Below are 17,821 nucleotides of genomic sequence, written 5' to 3' on the forward strand. Positions count from 1 at the left end.
GCGGGGCAAACGCGTATGCGACGAAGGGCCGGGGGCGGGGGCGGGAACCGTCCGATCCGGGGTAGACGGACCCGCATGACCACGACCCCGGATGTCGACCTGACCGCCCTCGTACCGGGCCGCCACGCCCTTCGGGACCGCCTGCTCGGCCTGGACTGCCGCCTCTTCGAGGCGGTCGCGGCGCGGCACTGGCCGGGCGGCGACCCCGTGCTGCCGCGGCTGAGCCGGAGCGCGAACCACGGTGTCCTGTGGTTCGCGACGGCCGCCGCCGTGGCGGCGAGCCGCACCCCGCGGGCCCGCCGGGCCGCCGCACGGGGTGTCGCCTCGCTCGCCCTCGCCTCCGCCACCATCAACACGCTCGGCAAGCGCTCGGTACGCCGCACCCGCCCCGGACTGGACCCGGTCCCCGCGATCAGGCAGCTGAAGCGCCAGCCGATCACCACGTCGTTCCCGTCGGGACACGCCGCCTCCGCCGCCGCCTTCGCCACGGGGATGGCACTGGAGTCCCGCGGCTGGGGCGCGGCCGTCGCACCACTGGCCGCGGCGGTGGCACTGTCCCGCGTCTACACCGGCGTCCACTTCCCGAGTGATGTCCTGGCCGGCGCGGCCCTGGGCGTCGGCGCCGCGTACGCCGTGCGCGCGCTCGTGCCCACCCGCGACCAGGTGACCCCGCCCGGCCGTCCGCGCACCGACGCGCCCGCGCTGGCCGACGGTGAGGGCGAGGGCCTGGTCATGGTGGCCAACACGGGCTCGGGCACCTCGGAGCGGGTCGGCGCGCTGGCCGGAGCGCTGCCGGGGGCCGAGATCGTGGAGTGCGAGCCCCGCGACCTGCGGGAGGAGCTGGAGAAGGCGGCGACCCGCGCCCGGGTGCTGGGCGTGTGCGGCGGCGACGGCACCGTGAACACCGCGGCCGAGGTCGCCCTGCGCCACGGGATCCCCCTCGCCGTGCTGCCGGGCGGCACGCTCAACCACTTCGCCCACGATCTCGGCGTGGAGGGCGAACGCGATCTGGTCCGCGCGCTCCAGGAGGGCGAGGCGGTCCGGGTGGACGTGGGCCGGTTCGCGTCGGGCGGCACGAACGGCATCTTCCTCAACACGTGCAGCCTGGGCATCTATCCGGAACTGGTGCGCGAGCGGGAGAACTGGTCCAGGGTGATCGGCAGCTGGCCGGCGGGAGTGCTGGGCGCCCTGCGTGTGCTGCGCGCCGACCATCACCCGCTGCGGGCCGAACTCGGCGGCCGTACGCACCCGTTGTGGCTGCTGTTCGCCGGCAACGGCACGTACCACCGGATGGGGCTGGCACCCGCCCGCCGCTTCGACCTCGCGGACGGCCGCCTCGACGTGAGGGTCGTGCACGGCGGCCGTCATCCCGCGGTGCGGCTGCTGGCCGCGGCCTTCGCGGGTCCCCTCACCCGCTCGCCCGCGCACGCGGCCGTAAGGGTGGGCCGGCTGCGCATCGAGGGCGTGGCTCCCGGCACGCTGCTGGCCTACGACGGTGAGGTCACCGAGGTGAGCGGCGAGGTGACCCTGCGCAAGAGCCGCGAGGCGCTGACCGTCTACCGCCCGTTCCCCGCGCACTGACCCGTTCCCGCGCGTCGGTCGCCCCTCCCTCCCCTCCCTGGCCGGGCCCGTACGTCGTGCCCTCGCGACCGTCCGTGCGCGCCCGCGCGGCTGCCACCGCCCACCCGGTGTCCACATCGCAAGATACAGGTCTCACTATTCGGCATGACCGCGTACGGTGATGACATCGCCTCAGGGAGTGCGCACCCCTCCGCGAGGCCCGTACGAGAAGGGGATCGGTCATGTCGCAGTCGCAGTCGAAACCGCAGGAGACCGCCGTCTACACCCACGGCCACCACGAGTCGGTGCTGCGCTCCCACACCTGGCGTACGGCCGCCAACTCGGCGGCCTACCTGCTCGACTCGCTGAAGCCGCACATGAAGATCCTCGACATCGGCTGCGGACCGGGCACCATCACCGCGGACCTGGCCGAACGGGTACCGGACGGCCACGTCACCGGCGTCGACCACGCGCCCGGCATCCTCGACCAGGCACGCCGGACGGCGGCCGAACGCGGCCTGGGCAACGTCGAGTTCGCCGTCGCGGACGTCCACGCGCTGGAGTACCCGGACGACACGTTCTGCGTGGTCCACGCCCACCAGGTGCTCCAGCACGTGGGCGATCCGGTGCGGGCGCTGCGCGAGATGCACCGGGTCACCAAGCCCGGCGGGCTCATCGCGGTCCGCGACGCGGACTACTCCTCCATGACCTGGTACCCGTCCACCCCGGGCATGGACGCGTGGCTGGACCTGTACCTGCGCGTCGCCCGCGCCAACGGGGGCGAGCCCGACGCCGGCCGCCGTCTCAAGTCCTGGGCGCTGGCAGCCGGGATCCGGGACATCACGGCCACGTCGAGCACCTGGACCTTCGCCACCGAGGACGAGCGGGAGTGGTGGAGCGGGCTGTGGGCCGACCGCACGCTGGCCTCGGCGTACGCGGAGCGGGCGACGGAAGGGGGCCACGCGGACACGGGCGAACTGCGGGCGGTGTCGGACGCCTGGCGGCAGTGGGGACGGCAGGAGGACGGCTGGTTCTCCGTCCTGCACGGAGAAATTCTCTGCCGAAAGGAAGCCTGATTCCGCGGTATCGGGAAAACCGGAACGCAGGAGGTCTCACATTATGGTTCCCATTCTGCTCGTTCTGTTGCTCGCGCTGATTCTCTTCGGTGCCGGATTCGCACTGAAGATCCTGTGGTGGATAGCACTGGTGGTCATCGTCCTGTGGCTGCTCGGATTCCTGGTGCGCGGCACGAGCGCTTCCGGAAGCCGGGGCCGCTGGTACAGGTGGTAGCCCTTCCCTCTTCGGGAAGAGCTCGGGGAGAAACAGCTTCGCGCGGCCCGGGTTCCAGGACGGTCCTGGAACCCGGGCCGCGCTCCGCGCCATTCAGCCCGTACAGCCCGTGAGGCCGGCGAACCCGGTGAGGCCCGTGGACCCCGTGAAGGAGTACGCCGCCCACGGCCCCGTCAGCTCCACGCGCATCCCCGGCTCCTCGCCCACACTTCCGTTCACCCGCTCCAGGAATTCCCCCGAGTCCGCGCGCGGCACCAGATAGGCCGCGTCAAGAATTCGGGAACCCTCTTCCGGATTCCTCGGGGTCAGCAGCCTGTTCTCCTCGGCGCACTCGGAAAGGGTGCCGTGCAGTCGGCGCGTGAATTCTCCGGAATCCCCGGAAGCATCGGCCGTCTCGGCATACACTTTCACGTCCCATTCCACGCGTCCGTCGAGCCGGTCGAGCGTCCGCTCGAAATCCTCCCGGCGTTCGTCCATCATCACGCGTACGCCGCTGTCGTCCCGGAGAACGGTGGCGAGCCGGAGCGGCAGCGGGCTGGTGACGGCGGTGAGCGCGTCGATGACGCCCTGGTGGGCACGGGCCGTCGCCTCCAGCCAGTGGACGTCCTCCAGCCGGCGGCGCAGCGGCTCCGCGTCGAAATCCCGCTCCGGGACCGAGCCGACCACGGCGATCAGGCCGTCGTGGCGCAGCAGTCTGGGCGGGACGCCCCCGACCCCGGCCAGCTCGGCCGACAGCGCCGCCGGAAAGGGGCGGCAGATCGCGTAGACATAGCGCAGAGCGCTCATGAGTCTCCTCCCGCGCTTCCCCCCGCACCCCCGCGGCGTACTGACCATGGTGCCCTCCGGAGTCCGGTCGGCGCACCACGGCGACCCGCCGGCGCGGTCGGCGCACCACGACGTTTCTCTCGTCCCGCGTCCCGGGCCGGTCAGGGCAGCAAGGCGTTTCTCCCGTCCCGGGCCCGGGACGGGTCAGCGCACCATGGCCGTCCCGACCAGCAGACGGCCCGCCGCCGCGATCGACTCGGCGTCGATGCCCGCGGCGTGGAGCTGCTCCTCCGGACTCGCGGAGCCCGGCATCGTACGGACGGCGAGACGCACCAGACGGGGCACGGGCCGTCCGTCGGTGAAGGCGTCGAGGACCGCGTCCCCGAGACCGCCCTCCTCACGGTGGTCCTCCACCGTGACCAGGCAGCCGGTCTCCTCGGCGGCCTCGCGCAGGGTCGCGCGGTCCACGGGCTTGACCGAGTAGAGGTCGATCACGCGGGCCTGGATGCCCTCGCGGTCGAGTGCTTCCGCGGCGGCCAGCGCCTCGTGGACGGTGACACCCGCGGCGACGAGCGTGAGCCGGTCGTCGGCGGAGGCGCGGAGCACCTTGCTGCCGCCGACCGGGAACTCCTCGGTGGCGCTGTAGATGACGGGGCTCTCACCGCGTGAGGTGCGCAGATAGCGGACGCCCTCCAGGCCCGCCATCGTGGCGACGAGCTTGGCCGTCTGGTTGGCGTCGCACGGGTACAGCACGGTCGAGCCGTACACGGACCGGAACATCGCCAGGTCCTCCAGGCCCATCTGCGAAGGCCCGTCCTGGCCGATGGAGACGCCCGCGTGGGAGCCGACGAGGTTGATGCCGGCACCGCTGACGGCGGCCATGCGGACGAAGTCGTGGGCCCGGGTGAGGAAGGCCGCGAACGTCGAGGCGTACGGCACCCAGCCGCGCGTGGCCATGCCCACGGCGGTGGCGACCAGTTGCTGCTCGGCGATGTAGCACTCGAAGTAGCGCTCGGGGTGGTCCTTGGCGAAGAACTCGGCACGGGTCGAATCGCCGACCTCGCCGTCCAGGGCGACGACATCGCCGCGGGCGTCGCCGAGCGCGGCGAGTGCCTTTCCGAAGGCGTCGCGGGTGGCGACCTCGTCACCGGTCTCGTACCGCGGCAGGTCGAGGTGTCCGGACCGTACGGCGTGCAGCATCCGGGCGGCGGGCGGCTGCTGGACGACCACCCGGCGGTCGTGCACCCCGCCGAGTTCGGCGATCGCCCCGGCGGCGTCCGGCAGCGGTTTGCCGTGCAGTCCCTCGCGGTCCTGGACCGATGCCACGCCCTTGCCCTTGAGGGTGCGGGCGAGGATGACGGTCGGCTGTCCCGTCGTGGAGTCCGCCTCCGTGAAGGCCCGGTCGATCGCCTCCACGTCGTGTCCGTCGATCTGGACGGTGTGCCAGCCGAAGGCCCCGAAACGGCGCGCGTACGCGTCGAGGTCGTGTCCGTGCCGGGTCGGCCCGCGCTGGCCCAGGCGGTTGACGTCGACGATCACGGTGAGGTTGTCGAGGTGCTCGTACCCCGCGTGCTCGGCGGCCTCCCACACGGAGCCCTCGGCGAGTTCGCTGTCACCGCACAGCACCCGGACGCGGTATCCGGTGCGGTCGAGCCGCTTTCCGGCGAGCGCGATGCCGACTCCGACGGGCAGCCCCTGGCCGAGCGATCCGGTGGCGGTCTCGACCCACGGGAGCCGCCGGGGCGTGGGATGCCCTTCGAGCCGGCTGCCCGCCTTGCGGAAGGTGAGCAGTTCGGCCTCGTTCAGGGCGCCTGCGGCCTTGTACGCGGCGTACAGGAGGGGTGAGGCGTGTCCCTTGGAGAGGACGAAGCGGTCGTTGCCGGGATGCTGGGGGCGTTCGAAGTCGTAGCGCGTGTGCTCGGCCAGCAGGACCGCCATCAGGTCGGCGGCGGACATGGACGACGTCGGGTGTCCCGAGCCCGCGGCGTCGGCGGCCCGGACGCTGTCGACGCGCAGTTGCCGGGCCAGGTCGATGAGCCCGCGTGTGTTCATGATGCTCCTTCCTACGTCTCCCCCGAGGCCGGTGGCCTCTGGACAGCGGCTTCCGGACAGCCCGGTGCTCCGGCCTCCCTCATGAGCGCGGTGCGGGGCCGGTTTCCGCCCGCCGTACGGGCTTTCCGCGTCCCCCTGAGCCGGGAGCCCAAACGCGGGCACGCCCGGTGTTTCACGCGACCGGCACCCCGGGCGGTTTCCTGTCGCGCCCGGTGCGGCCGCCCCTCGGGGCCGTCACCCGCACGGCCGGACACACAACGTGAACGCCCGGGCGCCGAGGGCGATCGTCCGAATCGATCTCCCCCGCCGTATGCGCCCAACTAGGCTCGCCCCCATGGAGATTCTGGGAGCCACGCTGCGCGTCTGCGTCGACGACCTGGAGACTGCGGTCCCCTTCTACGAACGGCTCGCGGGCGGCAGAGCGCTCCGCTTCGAGCGCGGCGGCGTGTCGGTCGCCGCGGTCGGCTGCTTCCTGCTGATGAGCGGGCCCGCGTCCGAACTCGACGTGTTGCGCAAGGTCGCGGCGACGATCGCCGTCAAGGACGTCGAGGAGACCGGCCGGGTCCTCACCGGTCTCGGCGCCCGTGTCGTCGCGGGCCCGGTGGAGACACCCGCGGGCCGCAACCTCATCGCCGTACATCCCGACGGGTCGGTGTACGAGTACGCGGACCGCCACGGCTGACAGGCGCCCGCCCCGCGACGCGACCCGGCACGATCCGATGCGGCACGATCCGACACGGCACGACGCGGGTGCTCCACCCGGCGGTGGAGCACCCGAGGCGTGATCACGGGGCCCTGCTCCCGAAGCGGTGACCGCGACAGGTTCAGGGCGTGGACGGCGGCCGCATGCGGAAGTCGTAGCGCGCCGGCAGGGGCTCGTCGCTCAGCCGGGACCACAGCCGGTCGATGGTCTCCGCCCCCTCGCGCAGGTCGGCGACCTCGAAGCCCGCGTCGAAGACCGCCCGCGCGTCCTCGCGACGGCCCTCGGCGAGCAGCAGTTCCGCCTCGACGAGACGGAACCGGCCGCGGTCCCGGGTTCCGGGGTGCAGCCGCGCCCAGACGGCACGCGCCTGCGCGGGACGGCGGGCCTTCAGCAGCGCCTCGACGGCCTCGCGGCCGAGCGCGGCGGTCGCCGCGGTCCACCGCTCCGCGTCGTCGCACCGCTCCCGGCACAGGTCGTCGAAGGCCTCGGCATAACGGTCCGCGGCACGCTCGTCGTTGCCGGCCTCCTGGTCCGCGACGGCGAGGCAGCGCAGCAACGGCCACCGCGACGGGGCGAGTTCGAGCGCCCGCTCCCAGCTCCGCACGGCCTGCGCCACGTCTCCGGCATGCCACTGGGCGACTCCGAGGTGGTACTCGGCGGCCGGAGTGGCGGGTGCCGTCTCCAGCAGGTCGCGCCAGTGCGAGGCCACCAGTGTCCCGCCGGGCGGTCCGACCCGCCGGAGCTCGGGGAACGCGCCGGAGCTCAGCAGTTCCCGCCACGACTCCTGGTCCTCGCCGAGCGTGCTCTCCTCGAAGGGCGTCCCGGGCAACTTGTGCTCGGCGCGCAGCACTTCGAGCGCGCCCCAGCCGGAACCGACGGCGAGGACCTCGCCGGGCGCGGTGTCGGCGTGCGGCAGCCAGGCGGCGTACGCGGCCTCGACCGCGTCCCGGGACAGGGCGCTCTCCAGACGGCCCTCGACCTCCGCCCGCGCGGCCTCCCAGTCGGCCCCGTGCGCCGGCTCAGGGCTCACGGACAGCGGCCCGTACGCCTCCAGCCAGGAGACGTCGCTCTCGGCCTCCAGCCTGACGTGTTCGAGCTGGGTGCGGGCGAGTCCGGCCTGGATCTCGCAGTACCCGCCGGTCCCCGGCTCGGTGAGCCACTCCTGCCAGCGCCGCCCGCCGGGCCCCGATCCCCAGACGAAGAGCTTGCGGCCGCGCAGGACATCGGTGGACGTCTGGACCAGCCCCTCGCCCGCCTCGTCGACCGCGGCGATCCAGCGGCGCCGCCCGTCGGGCACCTCGTAGAAGTAGTCGGCGGGGAAGACGCTGTTGAGCGGGTACGTCCGGTCGGTCCCGTCGTACGCCGGCACGGACACCCGGCGCAGCCGTCGCTCGTAGCCGAAGTGCCAGGCCTCCTCGGCCGGGGCGATCACCCTGCGCTCCTCGGGGACCGCGATGTTGGACCACCAGTACAGCGGGGCGGGCCTCTCGTGCGGGTTGCGGACGCGGACGCCGACGTACAGGAAGTCGGAGCCGTCCGGCAACCACAGATCGACCTGGAAGGGGAGGTCGCGCAGGCGTTCCCACTCCCACAGGCGCAGCATCTCGCCGCCGCCCGGGGCGGGGACGCGGGCCGCGTGGACGGGTGAGCACGACAGGGTGGTGTGCCCGGTGGCTCCGATGTTCCACTCGATGCCGCCGGAGAACCAGGCGCCGTTGAGGGCGAAGCAGGCCGGCTGGAGCACCGGGTTGGTGTAGAGCAGTTCCGTCTCGGTGGGCTTGTGGAAGAGCGAGACGACGCGGCCCCCGTAGCCGGGCAGCACGGTGGCACGCAGCCGGTCGTTCTCGATCACTATCGTGTCGAGTTCGCGCGGCGCCCGTTCTCGCGCGTACCCGTCCCGTATGTGCTCCGGCAGCACGCTGCGCAGCGGCTCGTACCCGATCTGCCGGGCCATGTCGCCCGGCAGGCCGACACGGTCGCGGTCGTCGATACGGTGCATCTCGTCGAGGGTCCGCAGCGGCGGCAGCGGGTTGCTCGGGCCCAGTTCCGCGGCCGGAAGGGCCAGTACGTCACGTCGGATCGTCGTCACGATGACCATGGAACATGGTCATCGGCCTGCTGACCAGGGTGTCCGCTCATCAGAATCCGGTCAGGATTCCGTAAAGGCGTCAGCCGGGCTTGACCATCTCCGCGGTGATCGCCCACCGTTCGTGGTCCCGCCAGGCACCGTCGATGTGGATGAAGGCCGGCGAGAAGCCTTCGAGCCGGAAGCCGCAGGTCCGGGCGAGCGCGATCGACCCCGCGTTGCCGGGCTGCGCGTTGATCTCCAGCCGGTGCAGGCCCATCCGCCCGAACGCGTACCGCACGACGAGGCCGAGTGCCTCGGTCATCAGCCCGCGCCCCGCCGCGTGCGCGAAGGCGCCGTAGCCGAGGGCACCGCACAGGAAGCCGCCCCGGACGATGTTGTTGATGTTGATGAACCCGGCGATCCCCCCGCCGTCCCGCTCGCAGACGAGGAACCCGGCCTTGGTCGGATCCTCGATGAGCCGCCCCGCGTAGGCGGCATAGGCGTCGACGTCGGCGGGCGGGAAGAGCCAGGGGCGGTGCAGGCTCCTGCTCTCCCTGGCCCGTGCGGTGAACTCCGCGCCGTCCTCCAGGGTGAAGTGACGGATGCCCACACGGGGGCCCTCGGCGAGACAGCCGGCGTTCTCAGGCATCCGGTCACCCTACGCGAGCGCCGGTTCGGCGGCAGCCTCACACAGAGGTCAGCGCAGCGCGGGCTCCTCCAGTGTCAGTGTCCCGGCGTCCGCGTCGAGCTCGGCGCGGACGCCGAACGGCATCGTCGGCGTCCCCTCCGCGTGCCCGAACCCGAAGTGCTCGACGACCGGAACGCCGAGTGCGCCGAGCCGGTCGGCGAACACCGCGCGGACTCGTTCGTAGGGTCCGCAGTCCACCCAGGAGCCGAGCGCGAGCCCGGACACTCCGTCGAGCCAGCCGCTGCGCAGCAGTTGCGTCAGGATCCGGTCCAGCCGGTAGGCCTCCTCGCCGATGTCCTCGATCAGGAGCAGCCCACCCCGGGCACCGGCGCGGGCGTGCGGTGTGCCGAGTTCGGCTGCCAGCAGACTGACGCAGCCGCCGAGCGTGACCCCGCGGGCCTTCCCGGGCACGAGCGCGGCGGCCTCGCCGGAGGCGATGGTGCGCACCGACTCGGGTTCGAAGAGAGTCGTCCGCAGATGTTCCTGCGACCGCGTGTTCTTCAGGAAGTCGACGGCCGCCACCATCGGCCCGTGCAGGGTCGCGAGCCCCACCCGCGTGGCGAACGCCTCGTGCAGTGCGGTGATGTCGCTGAAGCCGACGAAGACCTTGGGACCCGCGTTCCGGACGGCGTCCCAGTCGAGCAGGTCGATCATCCGCTGAGCGCCGTAGCCACCGCGGGCGCACAGGACCGCGGCCACGTCCGGGTCGCACCAGGCCGCCTGGAAGTCGGCGGCCCGGTCCGCGTCCGTCCCCGCCAGATAGGCGAACTCGGTGTGCCGGTCCAGGACATGGGGTGCCACCACAGGGTCCAGGCCCCAGCCGCGCAGGATGTCGAGGCCGGCTTCGAGCCGCTCCTCGGGGACGGGTCCGCTGGGCGCGACCACCGCGACCCTGGCCCCGGCGGCGAGCCGCGCGGGCCTGGTCAGTTCGGTGATCGGTGCGGTCGTTCGGGTCACTCGTGGTACTCCAGTTGCTGATGGTTCATGTGTTGGTGCTCATGTGCTGGTGCTCATGTGCTGGGCGGTCATGTGTTGGTGCTCATGTGCCGGTGCTCATGTGCTGTCGGTTCATGTGCTGTCGGTTCAGGTGCTGTCGGTTCATGTGCCGATGGCTGCCGACCGTCTCACTTGGACAGCTCCAGGGTGGGGATGCCGGGCGGGTTCAGTCCGAGGACCTGCGCGTACAGGGAGAGTTCGGACTCCAGGGCGCGCACCATCGTCTCGGCGCGCCGGAAACCGTGTCCCTCTCCCTCGAAGGCGATGTAGGCGTGCGGGACCCGGCGGCCCTGCTCCTCGACGCGGGCCAGGAAGCGTTCGCACTGCACGGGCGGGCAGATGGCGTCGTCGAGCCCCTGGAGCAGCAGGAAGGGCGCGGTGATCCTGTCGGCGTGCGTGGACGGCGACCGCTCCGTGTACCGGGCCGGCACCTCCGCGAGCGGACCGACCAGCGATTCCAGGTACTGCGACTCGAAGTCGTGGGTCTCGCCCGAGGCCCACTCGGTGAGGTCGATCACGGGATAGATGATCGTGCCGCAGGCGTAGACGTCGGTGGTGGCCAGCGAGGCGGCCGTGGTCCAGCCTCCCGCGCTGCCGCCGCGGATCGCGAGCCGCCGCCGGTCGGCGGTGCCCTCGTCGGCGAGCGCGAGCGCGACGGCCGCGCAGTCCTCGACGTCGACGACACCCCACTGCTCCCGCAGCAGGTTGCGGTACTCCCGGCCGTGGCCGGTCGATCCGCCGTAGTTGACCTCGGCCACGCCGATTCCCCGGGAGGTGAAGTAGGCGATCTCCAGGTCGAGCACGAGGGCCGACCTGCCGGTGGGGCCGCCGTGGACCCATACGACGTACGGCGGGAGTTCGTCGGTGCGGCCCACATGGCCGGGGTGGTGCGGCGGGTAGATGTGCGCGTGGACCTCACGTCCGGCGGGGCCGGTGAAGGTGCGGATCTGGGGTTCCGGGTAGTACGCGGGGTCGACCGGGTCGTCGTGCGCGGCGCCGATCACCCGGGTCCGCCCGGTGCGGGCGTCCAGTTCGACGACCTCGTGGGCGCTGCGGGGGCTGGCTCCGACGGCGAGGACCCTGCTGCCGTGCACGGCGAGCGTCGACGCGAACTCGGTCCAGGGGCCGGCCGTGTCGACGAGCTCTCCGGTCTCGGGGTCCAGTATCCCGAGACCGGTGGCACCCCGTCCGTGCACGACGGCGACCAGGCCGCTGTCCAGCGGCGCGAACCACCGCAGTCCGACCTTCCACAGAGGGCCGCCGAACTCCTCCTCGCGCGGACACAGGGCGATCGCCTCGCCGTCCGCGCCGAGGCGGTGCAGGTTCCACCAGCCGCTGCGGTCACTGACGTAGAGGAGCGTGCCGTCGGCCGCCCAGTCGGCCTGGGCGACGGACTCCTCCGGGCCCCCCGCGACGGACCGCGGGGCGGACAGCGTGCCGTCCTCGGTGACGTCCGCGAGGATCACCTCGGTGCCGTCCCACGGCATCCGTGGGTGGTCCCAGGCCAGCCAGACCGCCTGCCGGCCGTCCGGCGAGAGCCGGGGCCCGGTGACGAACCGGTGCCGCCCGTCGGACAGCTCGCGCACGGCGGCACGGTCCTGCGCCGCCGATCCGTCCAGCGGCACCGCGACGAGGACCCGGCGCACGTCGGTGGGCCCGTCGCCGGTGAACTCCTCCATGACGCACCAGACCTCGCCGCGCTCCGGCCGCAACTGCGGATCCACCCAGCGCAGTCCGCCTCCCACCGGAGAGAGGGGGGTCAACGGGCTCGGTTCGCCCCCGGGTTCGCAGCGGTAGAGGCGCTGGTCGGCGAAGTCGACGAAGACGACCAGCGGGCCTTCGGGGCGCGTGATCCCGGTCCAGGGGCTGCCGCCGTACTCGATGACGCGGCTGCGCACGTTCCAGGGGGCCGGAAGGACCGTCTCCTCGGTGCCGTCCGCCTTCCGCCGCACCAGCGCGCGCCGCCCGCCCTCGGCCGGCCGGGGCTCGGTCCACCAGGCCTCGTCGCCGACGAAACCGACGAACTCGGGATGACCGTCGTGCGCGGCGGCCAGCCTCGCGTCGATCGGCGAGGGCCATGAACCGTATGGCGTGGTCTGCATCTCGTCCCCCTAGGCCGTACGCAGAAAGCGGTCGAGAACGCGGACACCGAAGTGGAGCGCCTCGACCGGGACGCGCTCGTCGACTCCGTGGAACAGCGCCTGGTAGTCGAAGCCCTCCGGGAGCTTGAGCGGCGCGAAGCCGTAGCCGGTGATGCCGAGACGGGAGAACTGCTTGGCGTCCGTGCCGCCCGACATGCAGTACGGCACGACATGGCCCTCGGGTGCGAACTCCTCGACGGCCGCGCGCATCCTCGCGTACGTCGGCGAGTCCAGCGGCGACTGGAGGGCCACCTCGTGGTGGTGGAACTCCCACTCGACGTCCGGTCCGGTGAGCCGGTCCATGGTCGTACGGAACTCGTCCTCGCCGCCGGGCAGATAGCGGCCGTCCACGTAGGCGACGGCCTCCCCCGGAATCACGTTGATCTTGTAACCGGCGCTCAGCATCGTCGGGTTGGCGCTGTTGCGGACGGTCGCCTCGACGAGCGCGGCGGCCGGACCGAGCTTGCCGAGGAGGGCGTCCACGTCGTCCAGGCCTTCGTCCAGGCCGTACAGGGCCGCGAGTTCGGTCAGGGCGGCCCGCACGGTCGGGGTGATGCGCAGCGGCCACTCGTGGGCGCCGATGCGGGTGACCGCGGCGGCGAGGCGGGTCACCGCGTTGCTCCGGTTCACCTTGGAGCCGTGTCCCGCCCGTCCATGGGCGGTGAGCTTGAGCCAGCCGGTGCCGCGCTCCCCCGCGGCGATCGGATACAGCTGCCGTCCGCTGCCGTCGTGGAAGGTGAACGCCCCCGACTCGCTGACGCCCTCGGTGCAGCCCTCGAAGAGTCCGGGGTGCTCGTCGGCCAGGAAGCCCGAGCCGTCCTCGGCGCTCGCCTCCTCGTCGGCGGTGAAGGCGATGACCAGGTCACGGCGGGGCCGTACCCCTTCGCGCGCCCAGGACCGGACGACCGAGAGGATCATCGCGTCCATGTTCTTCATGTCGACCGCGCCGCGTCCCCAGACGACACCGTCACGGATCTCGCCGGAGAACGGGTGCACGCTCCAGTCCCCGGCCTCGGCGGGCACCACGTCCAGATGACCGTGGACGAGCAGCGCGTCCGCGGACGGGTCGGTGCCCTCCAGCCGGGCCACGACGTTCGTCCGCCCCTTGGTGCGCTCCAGGAGTGTGGGCTCCAGGCCCGCTTCGGCCAGCCGCGCGGCGGCGTACTCGGCGGCCGGGCGTTCCTGGCAGTCCCCGCCGCCCCGGTTGGTCGTGTCGATCCGGATGAGGTCGGAGGTGAACCGGACGACCTCGTCGAGTGCCAGTTCGTCAGCCATACTGCTCCTCCACCGCGGCCGAGGCGATCGTGGTGACCGCCTTGAAAGTCCGAATCCCCTCGTACATCGTGCCGCTGGTGTACGCGATCTTCCGCTCGCCGACGCGGCCGACCCCCGGTACGACGGTGGCGGCCATGGCCAGGTGCTCGGCGTCGAACTCCACGGCGATGGTGAACGGCCCGCCGGCGACCGGCTCGTACCGCACTGCCAGCGCGGACGCCTCCTTGGCCGCGGCCCGGATGTCCGCGGCGGTCCTGGCCGGTGTGCGGCACACGGCCGCGTACCGCGAGACATGGTCCTTCACGGCGACCTTCAGCGCCCCGGGCGCGTACCCGAGGGCGTCCTCACAGGCCACGTCGTCCCCGGTGACCAGCACGACCGGCACGCCGTACTCGGCGACGACGCGCGCGTTGAGCAGCCCCTCGCTGGCCCGTACGTCGTCGATCCAGACGCCGGTGATGGAGTTCGCCAGATAGGTGTGGGCGAGGACGCCCTCCATGCCCGCGCCCGCGTGGTAGCCGACGAACGCGATGCCGTCCACGTCCCCGTGCTGCACGCCCTCGACCATGGACAGCGACTTGTGCCGCCCGGTGAGCATCTCCGCTCTCTCGTCGAGCCGCTCGAGCAGCAGGTTCCGCATGGTCCAGTGCGCTTCGTTGATCAGCACCTCGTCGGCGCCGCCGTCGAGGAAGCCGAGCACTGCGGCGTTCACGTCCGAGGTGAACAGCGCGCGGCACCGCTCCCACTGGGGAGTCCCCGGCAACACGTCGGCCGGCCAGGTCACGCCCGTGGCGCCTTCCATGTCGGCGCTGATGAGGATCTTCATGCCGAAACCGTACGCGCTTCGGCCCGGACCCGGCAGAGCCTGTGGACAACTCTTCCTGGTCCGGGCCACCGGTGTCACCCGGGGCGTCCGGCCACCAGCCACCGCGACGGAAGGTCGATGAGGGCGCCGTCGGACGTGTGCTCGGTCGTGAAGAGCGGGAGCTCACCGCTCGCGAGGACGGTGAGGCCGGCCCGGCGCAGGTACTCGGGGACCGCGGCGTCCGCGACCTCGCCCGGGGCGATGCCGTGCCGGAACACCGGGGCCAGCTTGGCCGGAGGTCCGTCCGGGCTCTGCGCCAGGGCGCGCAGGATCGGACCGGCGGCCTGGGCGAGCTCGACCAGGAAGACCCGGCCCCGGTCGCCCGTGAGGGTGGCCAGGCCGTCCGCGAGGGGCTGCCGGTCGTCCGGCTCGGACTGGTGGAGCACACCGCGCATGTAGACGTTGGCGTCGCCGAGCTCCGCGTGCAGCGCCTCCGTCTCGGCCTTGTCCGCCGCGTCGAGCAGGCGGTACCGGGCCCGGCCCGCCGGATCGGCGGCACGGGCGTGGTCGAGCGCCGCGGACACGAGGTCGGTGCCGACGACCTGCGGGAACCGGTCGGACAGGAAGCGGGTCTGGGTGCCGTTGCCGCAGCCGAGGTCCACCAGGGGCAGGTCGGGTGCCGTCAGGTACGGCTCGAAGTGGGCGAGGTGGACCGCGGCCGTGAGCGCGGGCTCGGCGTCCCACAGGACCCCGCCCTGTCCGCCGGGGGCCTCGCTCCAGAAGCCCTCCCAGGCCCCTCGGTACCGACTGCTCACGCTCATGCCCGCTCCCGGGGTCGCGACCGCGCCCGCCGGGACCCGGCGGGCCTGATCGGTCTATCGCGCCCGGCCTGCGGCGACAAGCCGCCGGCGCATTCCTTCACCTCTCATTCGAACCCCGTACGCCCTCGCGCGCCGGAGCCGCCCGGGCGTGCGGGACACCGCGCGGACGGATCAGCCGCGGGGAAGCGTCAGTTCGAACCACGCGGTCTTGCCCGCGCCGGTGCGGCTGGCGCCCCACTCGCGGGACAGCGCGCTGACGAGCCTGAGGCCGCGTCCGAACTCGTCCCCGGGCCCCGCGCTGAGCAGGACCGGGAGCGTGTGGTCGTCGTCGTCCACCTCGCAGAGCAGGGTGTCGCCGCGAACGAGCCGCAGCTCGATCCGGCGGCTCTGCGTGTGCCGTACGACGTTGGTGACGAGCTCGCCGACCATCAGCCCGGCGTTGTCGGCGAGGCTCGCCAGACCCCACGCGTGAAGCTGTTCGCGGACCACGGCGCGCGCTCTGCCGACCTCCACCGGGTCGAGCGCCAGGCGCCATTCGGCGACGTCCTCGGGCGCGATCCCGTTGAGCCGGGCCATCAGCAGGGCGACGTCGTCCTTGCGCCCGCCGCGGGTGTTGAGCGCGCGGATGATGGTGTCGCAGGCGTGGTCCATGGAGGCGGCCGGGTGGGCGGCGGACTCGCAGAGGGTGGCCAGACCGACGCCGATGTCCTCACCGCGGACCTCGACAAGGCCGTCGGTGCACATCACGAGCCGGTCGCCGGGCCGCACCCGCACGCGGACCGCTTCGAAGGGCACTCCGCCGACCCCGACGGGCGCTCCGGTCGGCAGGTCGAGCAGTTCGCTGCGGCCGTCCGCGGCGCGGACCAGGACCGGCGGGACATGGCCGGCGTTGGCGAGGTGCAGCAGGCCGGCGATCGGGTCGTAGACGGCGTACAGGCAGGTCGCGAGGTAGGTGTCGCCGAGGCGCTGGGCGAGGTCGTCCAGGCTGCGCAGGAGCTGGGCGGGCGGCAGGTCGAGGGCGGCCATGGTCTGTACGGCGGTACGCAACTGGCCCATCATCGCGGCGGAGTTGAGGCCGTGGCCCATGACGTCCCCGACGACCAGGGCGGTGCGCGAGCCGGGCAGTTTCACCGAGTCGAACCAGTCGCCGCCGACCCGTCCGAGGAGTGTTCCCGGCAGATAGCGGGTGGCGATGTCGCAGCCGGCCATGCGGGGTTCGATGGTCGGCAGCATGCTGTCCTGGAGGGTCTCGGCGACGCTCTCCTGGTAGGTGTACATGCGCGCGTTGTCCAGCACCAGGCCCGCGCGGGCGGCCAGTTCGGCGCCGGTGACCCGGTCCATGTCGTTGAACTCGACGCGCTCGGGGTGCCGCAGCAGGATCATGAACCCGAGCACCACGTTCCGGGCCTTGAGGGGCACGACCAGCATGGAGCGGCCGGTGATGAGCGGCCTGATGTCGCGCTTCTCGAACTGCGCGGCGATCATGTGCCCCATCCGCTCGCTGATGCGCGGCACCAGGACGGGCTCACCGGTGGTCATGCACTGGAAGAACGGGGTGTGCGCCGGGAAGGGCATGACCTCGCCGACCGGCACGACGTCGTCCCAGCGGCCCGGCTCGTCCGTGTGCTCCAGGGCGACCCGGTGCCACATCGTGGTCGTGTCGGGCACACCGTCGGGGAAGCCCTCACCGGCGACGACCTGCTCACGCAGATAGGTGCCCGCCACGTCCGTGAAGCGCGGCACGACGGCCCGGCTGACCTCCACGATGGTGCGCGACAGGTCGAGGGAGGTTCCGATGCGCCCGCTGACCTCGTTCAGGAATTCCAGACGTTCCCGGACGGCGACGTACTCGAGGTCCTCTGCCTCGTCGTCCGCGAGGTCCCCCGGCAGGGGCGCTCCGCGGGCCTCGGCCCGGGCCGCCCGCTCGCGGCGCGCCTTGCGCTCCGCGCGCCTGGGCACGCCCCAGTCGGGGGTGACGGGCACCCGGTCGTTCTGGCTGAACTCCAGGACGGGATATCCCAGTTCCAGAACCTGCGAGACGATGCGGGCGCTGTCGCCGACGCTCATGCTGGGCAGGATGTCGGGGAGCCGGCGGGCCAGTTCCTCGGCGCCGGGGAAGTCGGTGTGCAGCGCGAAGCCGGGTGCGATGCGCTCGAAGGAGACGTCGTCGTCCTCGTGCCGCATCGCGGCCGCGTCGGCGGCGAGCACGAGCAGCCGCTCCGGGCCCGGGCCCACCAGCGGGTAGGCCCACCACAGGACGTCGATCCGCTCGGGACCGGCCGCGGTGAGCCGGGCGCGTCCGGCGGCGGGATAGGAGAGATGCCCGTCCAGGGACGACTCCAGGCCTGGCCCGAGTCCGTCGTACGTGGCACGGCTGCCGAAGGGGGTCGCGCCCGTGTCCTCGGGGAGCGCGCCGGAGACCGGGAGCAGGTCCACCGCCTGGCGGCCCAGAGCTTCTTCCTTGGGGACGCCGAACATGCGCCGCGCGCCGCTGCTCCAGTGCGAGACGAGCCCGTCACGGTCCACGACCACCACGGCCAGCGGGACGCGACCGGCGTCGGCGTGGTCCGTCGCGCCGTTCCCGGCCCCAGGGCTCGGAGTCGTGCCGGCTTCGGTGCCATGGTCCATGGCCCAGACCCTCTCTCCCCCACGGCTCC

Annotated in this window: 14 protein-coding genes; 4 read left to right on the top strand and 10 right to left on the bottom strand. The window is 72.7% G+C overall.

Annotation, left to right across the window (positions count from 1 at the left end):
- Positions 1 to 75 precede the first annotated feature (75 nt).
- The 3 genes from ACFYW9_RS28975 to ACFYW9_RS28985 all read left to right on the top strand — a co-directional run bounded on the left by ACFYW9_RS28975 (position 76) and on the right by ACFYW9_RS28985 (position 2,850).
- The gene (locus ACFYW9_RS28975; protein ID WP_389156192.1) at positions 76 to 1,581 is read left to right on the top strand and encodes a bifunctional phosphatase PAP2/diacylglycerol kinase family protein; all 1,506 of its coding nucleotides are present in this window, start codon (positions 76 to 78) and stop codon (positions 1,579 to 1,581) included.
- A gap of 221 nt (positions 1,582 to 1,802) precedes the next feature.
- Positions 1,803 to 2,636, top strand: a complete 834-nt coding sequence (locus ACFYW9_RS28980; protein WP_351862252.1) for a class I SAM-dependent methyltransferase — start codon at positions 1,803 to 1,805, stop codon at positions 2,634 to 2,636.
- Between the two features lie 43 nt (positions 2,637 to 2,679).
- Positions 2,680 to 2,850 (top strand): hydrophobic protein, encoded by a 171-nt coding sequence (locus tag ACFYW9_RS28985; RefSeq protein WP_326784621.1) that lies wholly within the window; start codon positions 2,680 to 2,682, stop codon positions 2,848 to 2,850.
- 93 nt (positions 2,851 to 2,943) lie between these two features.
- Here ACFYW9_RS28985 and ACFYW9_RS28990 read toward each other — a convergent pair whose 3' ends face one another.
- Together ACFYW9_RS28990 and ACFYW9_RS28995 are read right to left on the bottom strand one after the other, a co-directional pair.
- Complete coding sequence (locus tag ACFYW9_RS28990) at positions 2,944 to 3,636, bottom strand: GvpL/GvpF family gas vesicle protein (protein ID WP_389156196.1); 693 nt, start codon at positions 3,634 to 3,636, stop codon at positions 2,944 to 2,946.
- A gap of 183 nt (positions 3,637 to 3,819) precedes the next feature.
- Positions 3,820 to 5,667: a transketolase gene (locus ACFYW9_RS28995; RefSeq protein ID WP_389156199.1), complete on the bottom strand. Its 1,848-nt coding sequence runs from the start codon at positions 5,665 to 5,667 to the stop codon at positions 3,820 to 3,822.
- Between the two features lie 334 nt (positions 5,668 to 6,001).
- On the opposite strand from ACFYW9_RS28995, the gene ACFYW9_RS29000 reads away from it, so the two are divergent.
- Positions 6,002 to 6,349 (top strand): VOC family protein, encoded by a 348-nt coding sequence (locus ACFYW9_RS29000; RefSeq protein WP_351862249.1) that lies wholly within the window; start codon positions 6,002 to 6,004, stop codon positions 6,347 to 6,349.
- Between the two features lie 142 nt (positions 6,350 to 6,491).
- Here the strand turns inward: ACFYW9_RS29000 and ACFYW9_RS29005 are convergent, their stop codons facing one another.
- The 8 genes from ACFYW9_RS29005 to ACFYW9_RS29040 form a co-directional block, all read right to left on the bottom strand.
- A complete protein-coding gene (locus ACFYW9_RS29005) occupies positions 6,492 to 8,468 on the bottom strand; it encodes a DUF5107 domain-containing protein (protein WP_389156203.1) in 1,977 nt (658 codons plus the stop codon).
- Positions 8,469 to 8,538: 70 nt separating this feature from the next.
- A complete protein-coding gene (locus tag ACFYW9_RS29010) occupies positions 8,539 to 9,087 on the bottom strand; it encodes a GNAT family protein (RefSeq protein ID WP_351862247.1) in 549 nt (182 codons plus the stop codon).
- A gap of 48 nt (positions 9,088 to 9,135) precedes the next feature.
- On the bottom strand, positions 9,136 to 10,062 hold the full coding sequence (locus tag ACFYW9_RS29015; protein WP_389156282.1) for an LD-carboxypeptidase: 927 nt from the start codon (positions 10,060 to 10,062) through the stop codon (positions 9,136 to 9,138).
- 188 nt (positions 10,063 to 10,250) lie between these two features.
- The gene (locus tag ACFYW9_RS29020; RefSeq protein WP_389156207.1) at positions 10,251 to 12,224 is read right to left on the bottom strand and encodes an LpqB family beta-propeller domain-containing protein; all 1,974 of its coding nucleotides are present in this window, start codon (positions 12,222 to 12,224) and stop codon (positions 10,251 to 10,253) included.
- Positions 12,225 to 12,233: 9 nt separating this feature from the next.
- Positions 12,234 to 13,538 (bottom strand): M20/M25/M40 family metallo-hydrolase, encoded by a 1,305-nt coding sequence (locus tag ACFYW9_RS29025; RefSeq protein ID WP_389156210.1) that lies wholly within the window; start codon positions 13,536 to 13,538, stop codon positions 12,234 to 12,236.
- Positions 13,531 to 14,364: a M55 family metallopeptidase gene (locus ACFYW9_RS29030; protein ID WP_389156213.1), complete on the bottom strand. Its 834-nt coding sequence runs from the start codon at positions 14,362 to 14,364 to the stop codon at positions 13,531 to 13,533. Before ACFYW9_RS29030 ends, ACFYW9_RS29025 begins: the two co-directional genes overlap by 8 nt.
- A 74-nt stretch (positions 14,365 to 14,438) precedes the next feature.
- The gene (locus ACFYW9_RS29035) at positions 14,439 to 15,164 is read right to left on the bottom strand and encodes a class I SAM-dependent methyltransferase (RefSeq protein WP_389156216.1); all 726 of its coding nucleotides are present in this window, start codon (positions 15,162 to 15,164) and stop codon (positions 14,439 to 14,441) included.
- Positions 15,165 to 15,335: 171 nt separating this feature from the next.
- Complete coding sequence (locus ACFYW9_RS29040) at positions 15,336 to 17,792, bottom strand: SpoIIE family protein phosphatase (protein ID WP_389156219.1); 2,457 nt, start codon at positions 17,790 to 17,792, stop codon at positions 15,336 to 15,338.
- Between the last annotated feature and the right edge of the window lie 29 nt (positions 17,793 to 17,821).

The organism is Streptomyces sp. NPDC002698, assembly GCF_042888945.1.
Lineage (GTDB): Bacteria > Actinomycetota > Actinomycetes > Streptomycetales > Streptomycetaceae > Streptomyces.

Excerpts from the sequence above, each read along its gene's own strand:
- ACFYW9_RS28980 (WP_351862252.1), top strand. The coding sequence starts at position 1,803 with ATGTCGCAGTCGCAGTCGAAACCGCAGGAGACCGCCGTCTACACCCAC.
- ACFYW9_RS29005 (WP_389156203.1), bottom strand. The coding sequence starts at position 8,468 with ATGGTCATCGTGACGACGATCCGACGTGACGTACTGGCCCTTCCGGCC.
- ACFYW9_RS28990 (WP_389156196.1), bottom strand. The coding sequence starts at position 3,636 with ATGAGCGCTCTGCGCTATGTCTACGCGATCTGCCGCCCCTTTCCGGCG.
- ACFYW9_RS29035 (WP_389156216.1), bottom strand. The coding sequence starts at position 15,164 with ATGAGCGTGAGCAGTCGGTACCGAGGGGCCTGGGAGGGCTTCTGGAGC.
- ACFYW9_RS28985 (WP_326784621.1), top strand. The coding sequence starts at position 2,680 with ATGGTTCCCATTCTGCTCGTTCTGTTGCTCGCGCTGATTCTCTTCGGT.
- ACFYW9_RS29020 (WP_389156207.1), bottom strand. The coding sequence starts at position 12,224 with ATGCAGACCACGCCATACGGTTCATGGCCCTCGCCGATCGACGCGAGG.
- ACFYW9_RS29025 (WP_389156210.1), bottom strand. The coding sequence starts at position 13,538 with ATGGCTGACGAACTGGCACTCGACGAGGTCGTCCGGTTCACCTCCGAC.
- ACFYW9_RS28975 (WP_389156192.1), top strand. The coding sequence starts at position 76 with ATGACCACGACCCCGGATGTCGACCTGACCGCCCTCGTACCGGGCCGC.
- ACFYW9_RS29040 (WP_389156219.1), bottom strand. The coding sequence starts at position 17,792 with ATGGACCATGGCACCGAAGCCGGCACGACTCCGAGCCCTGGGGCCGGG.
- ACFYW9_RS29000 (WP_351862249.1), top strand. The coding sequence starts at position 6,002 with ATGGAGATTCTGGGAGCCACGCTGCGCGTCTGCGTCGACGACCTGGAG.
- ACFYW9_RS29010 (WP_351862247.1), bottom strand. The coding sequence starts at position 9,087 with ATGCCTGAGAACGCCGGCTGTCTCGCCGAGGGCCCCCGTGTGGGCATC.
- ACFYW9_RS29030 (WP_389156213.1), bottom strand. The coding sequence starts at position 14,364 with ATGAAGATCCTCATCAGCGCCGACATGGAAGGCGCCACGGGCGTGACC.
- ACFYW9_RS28995 (WP_389156199.1), bottom strand. The coding sequence starts at position 5,667 with ATGAACACACGCGGGCTCATCGACCTGGCCCGGCAACTGCGCGTCGAC.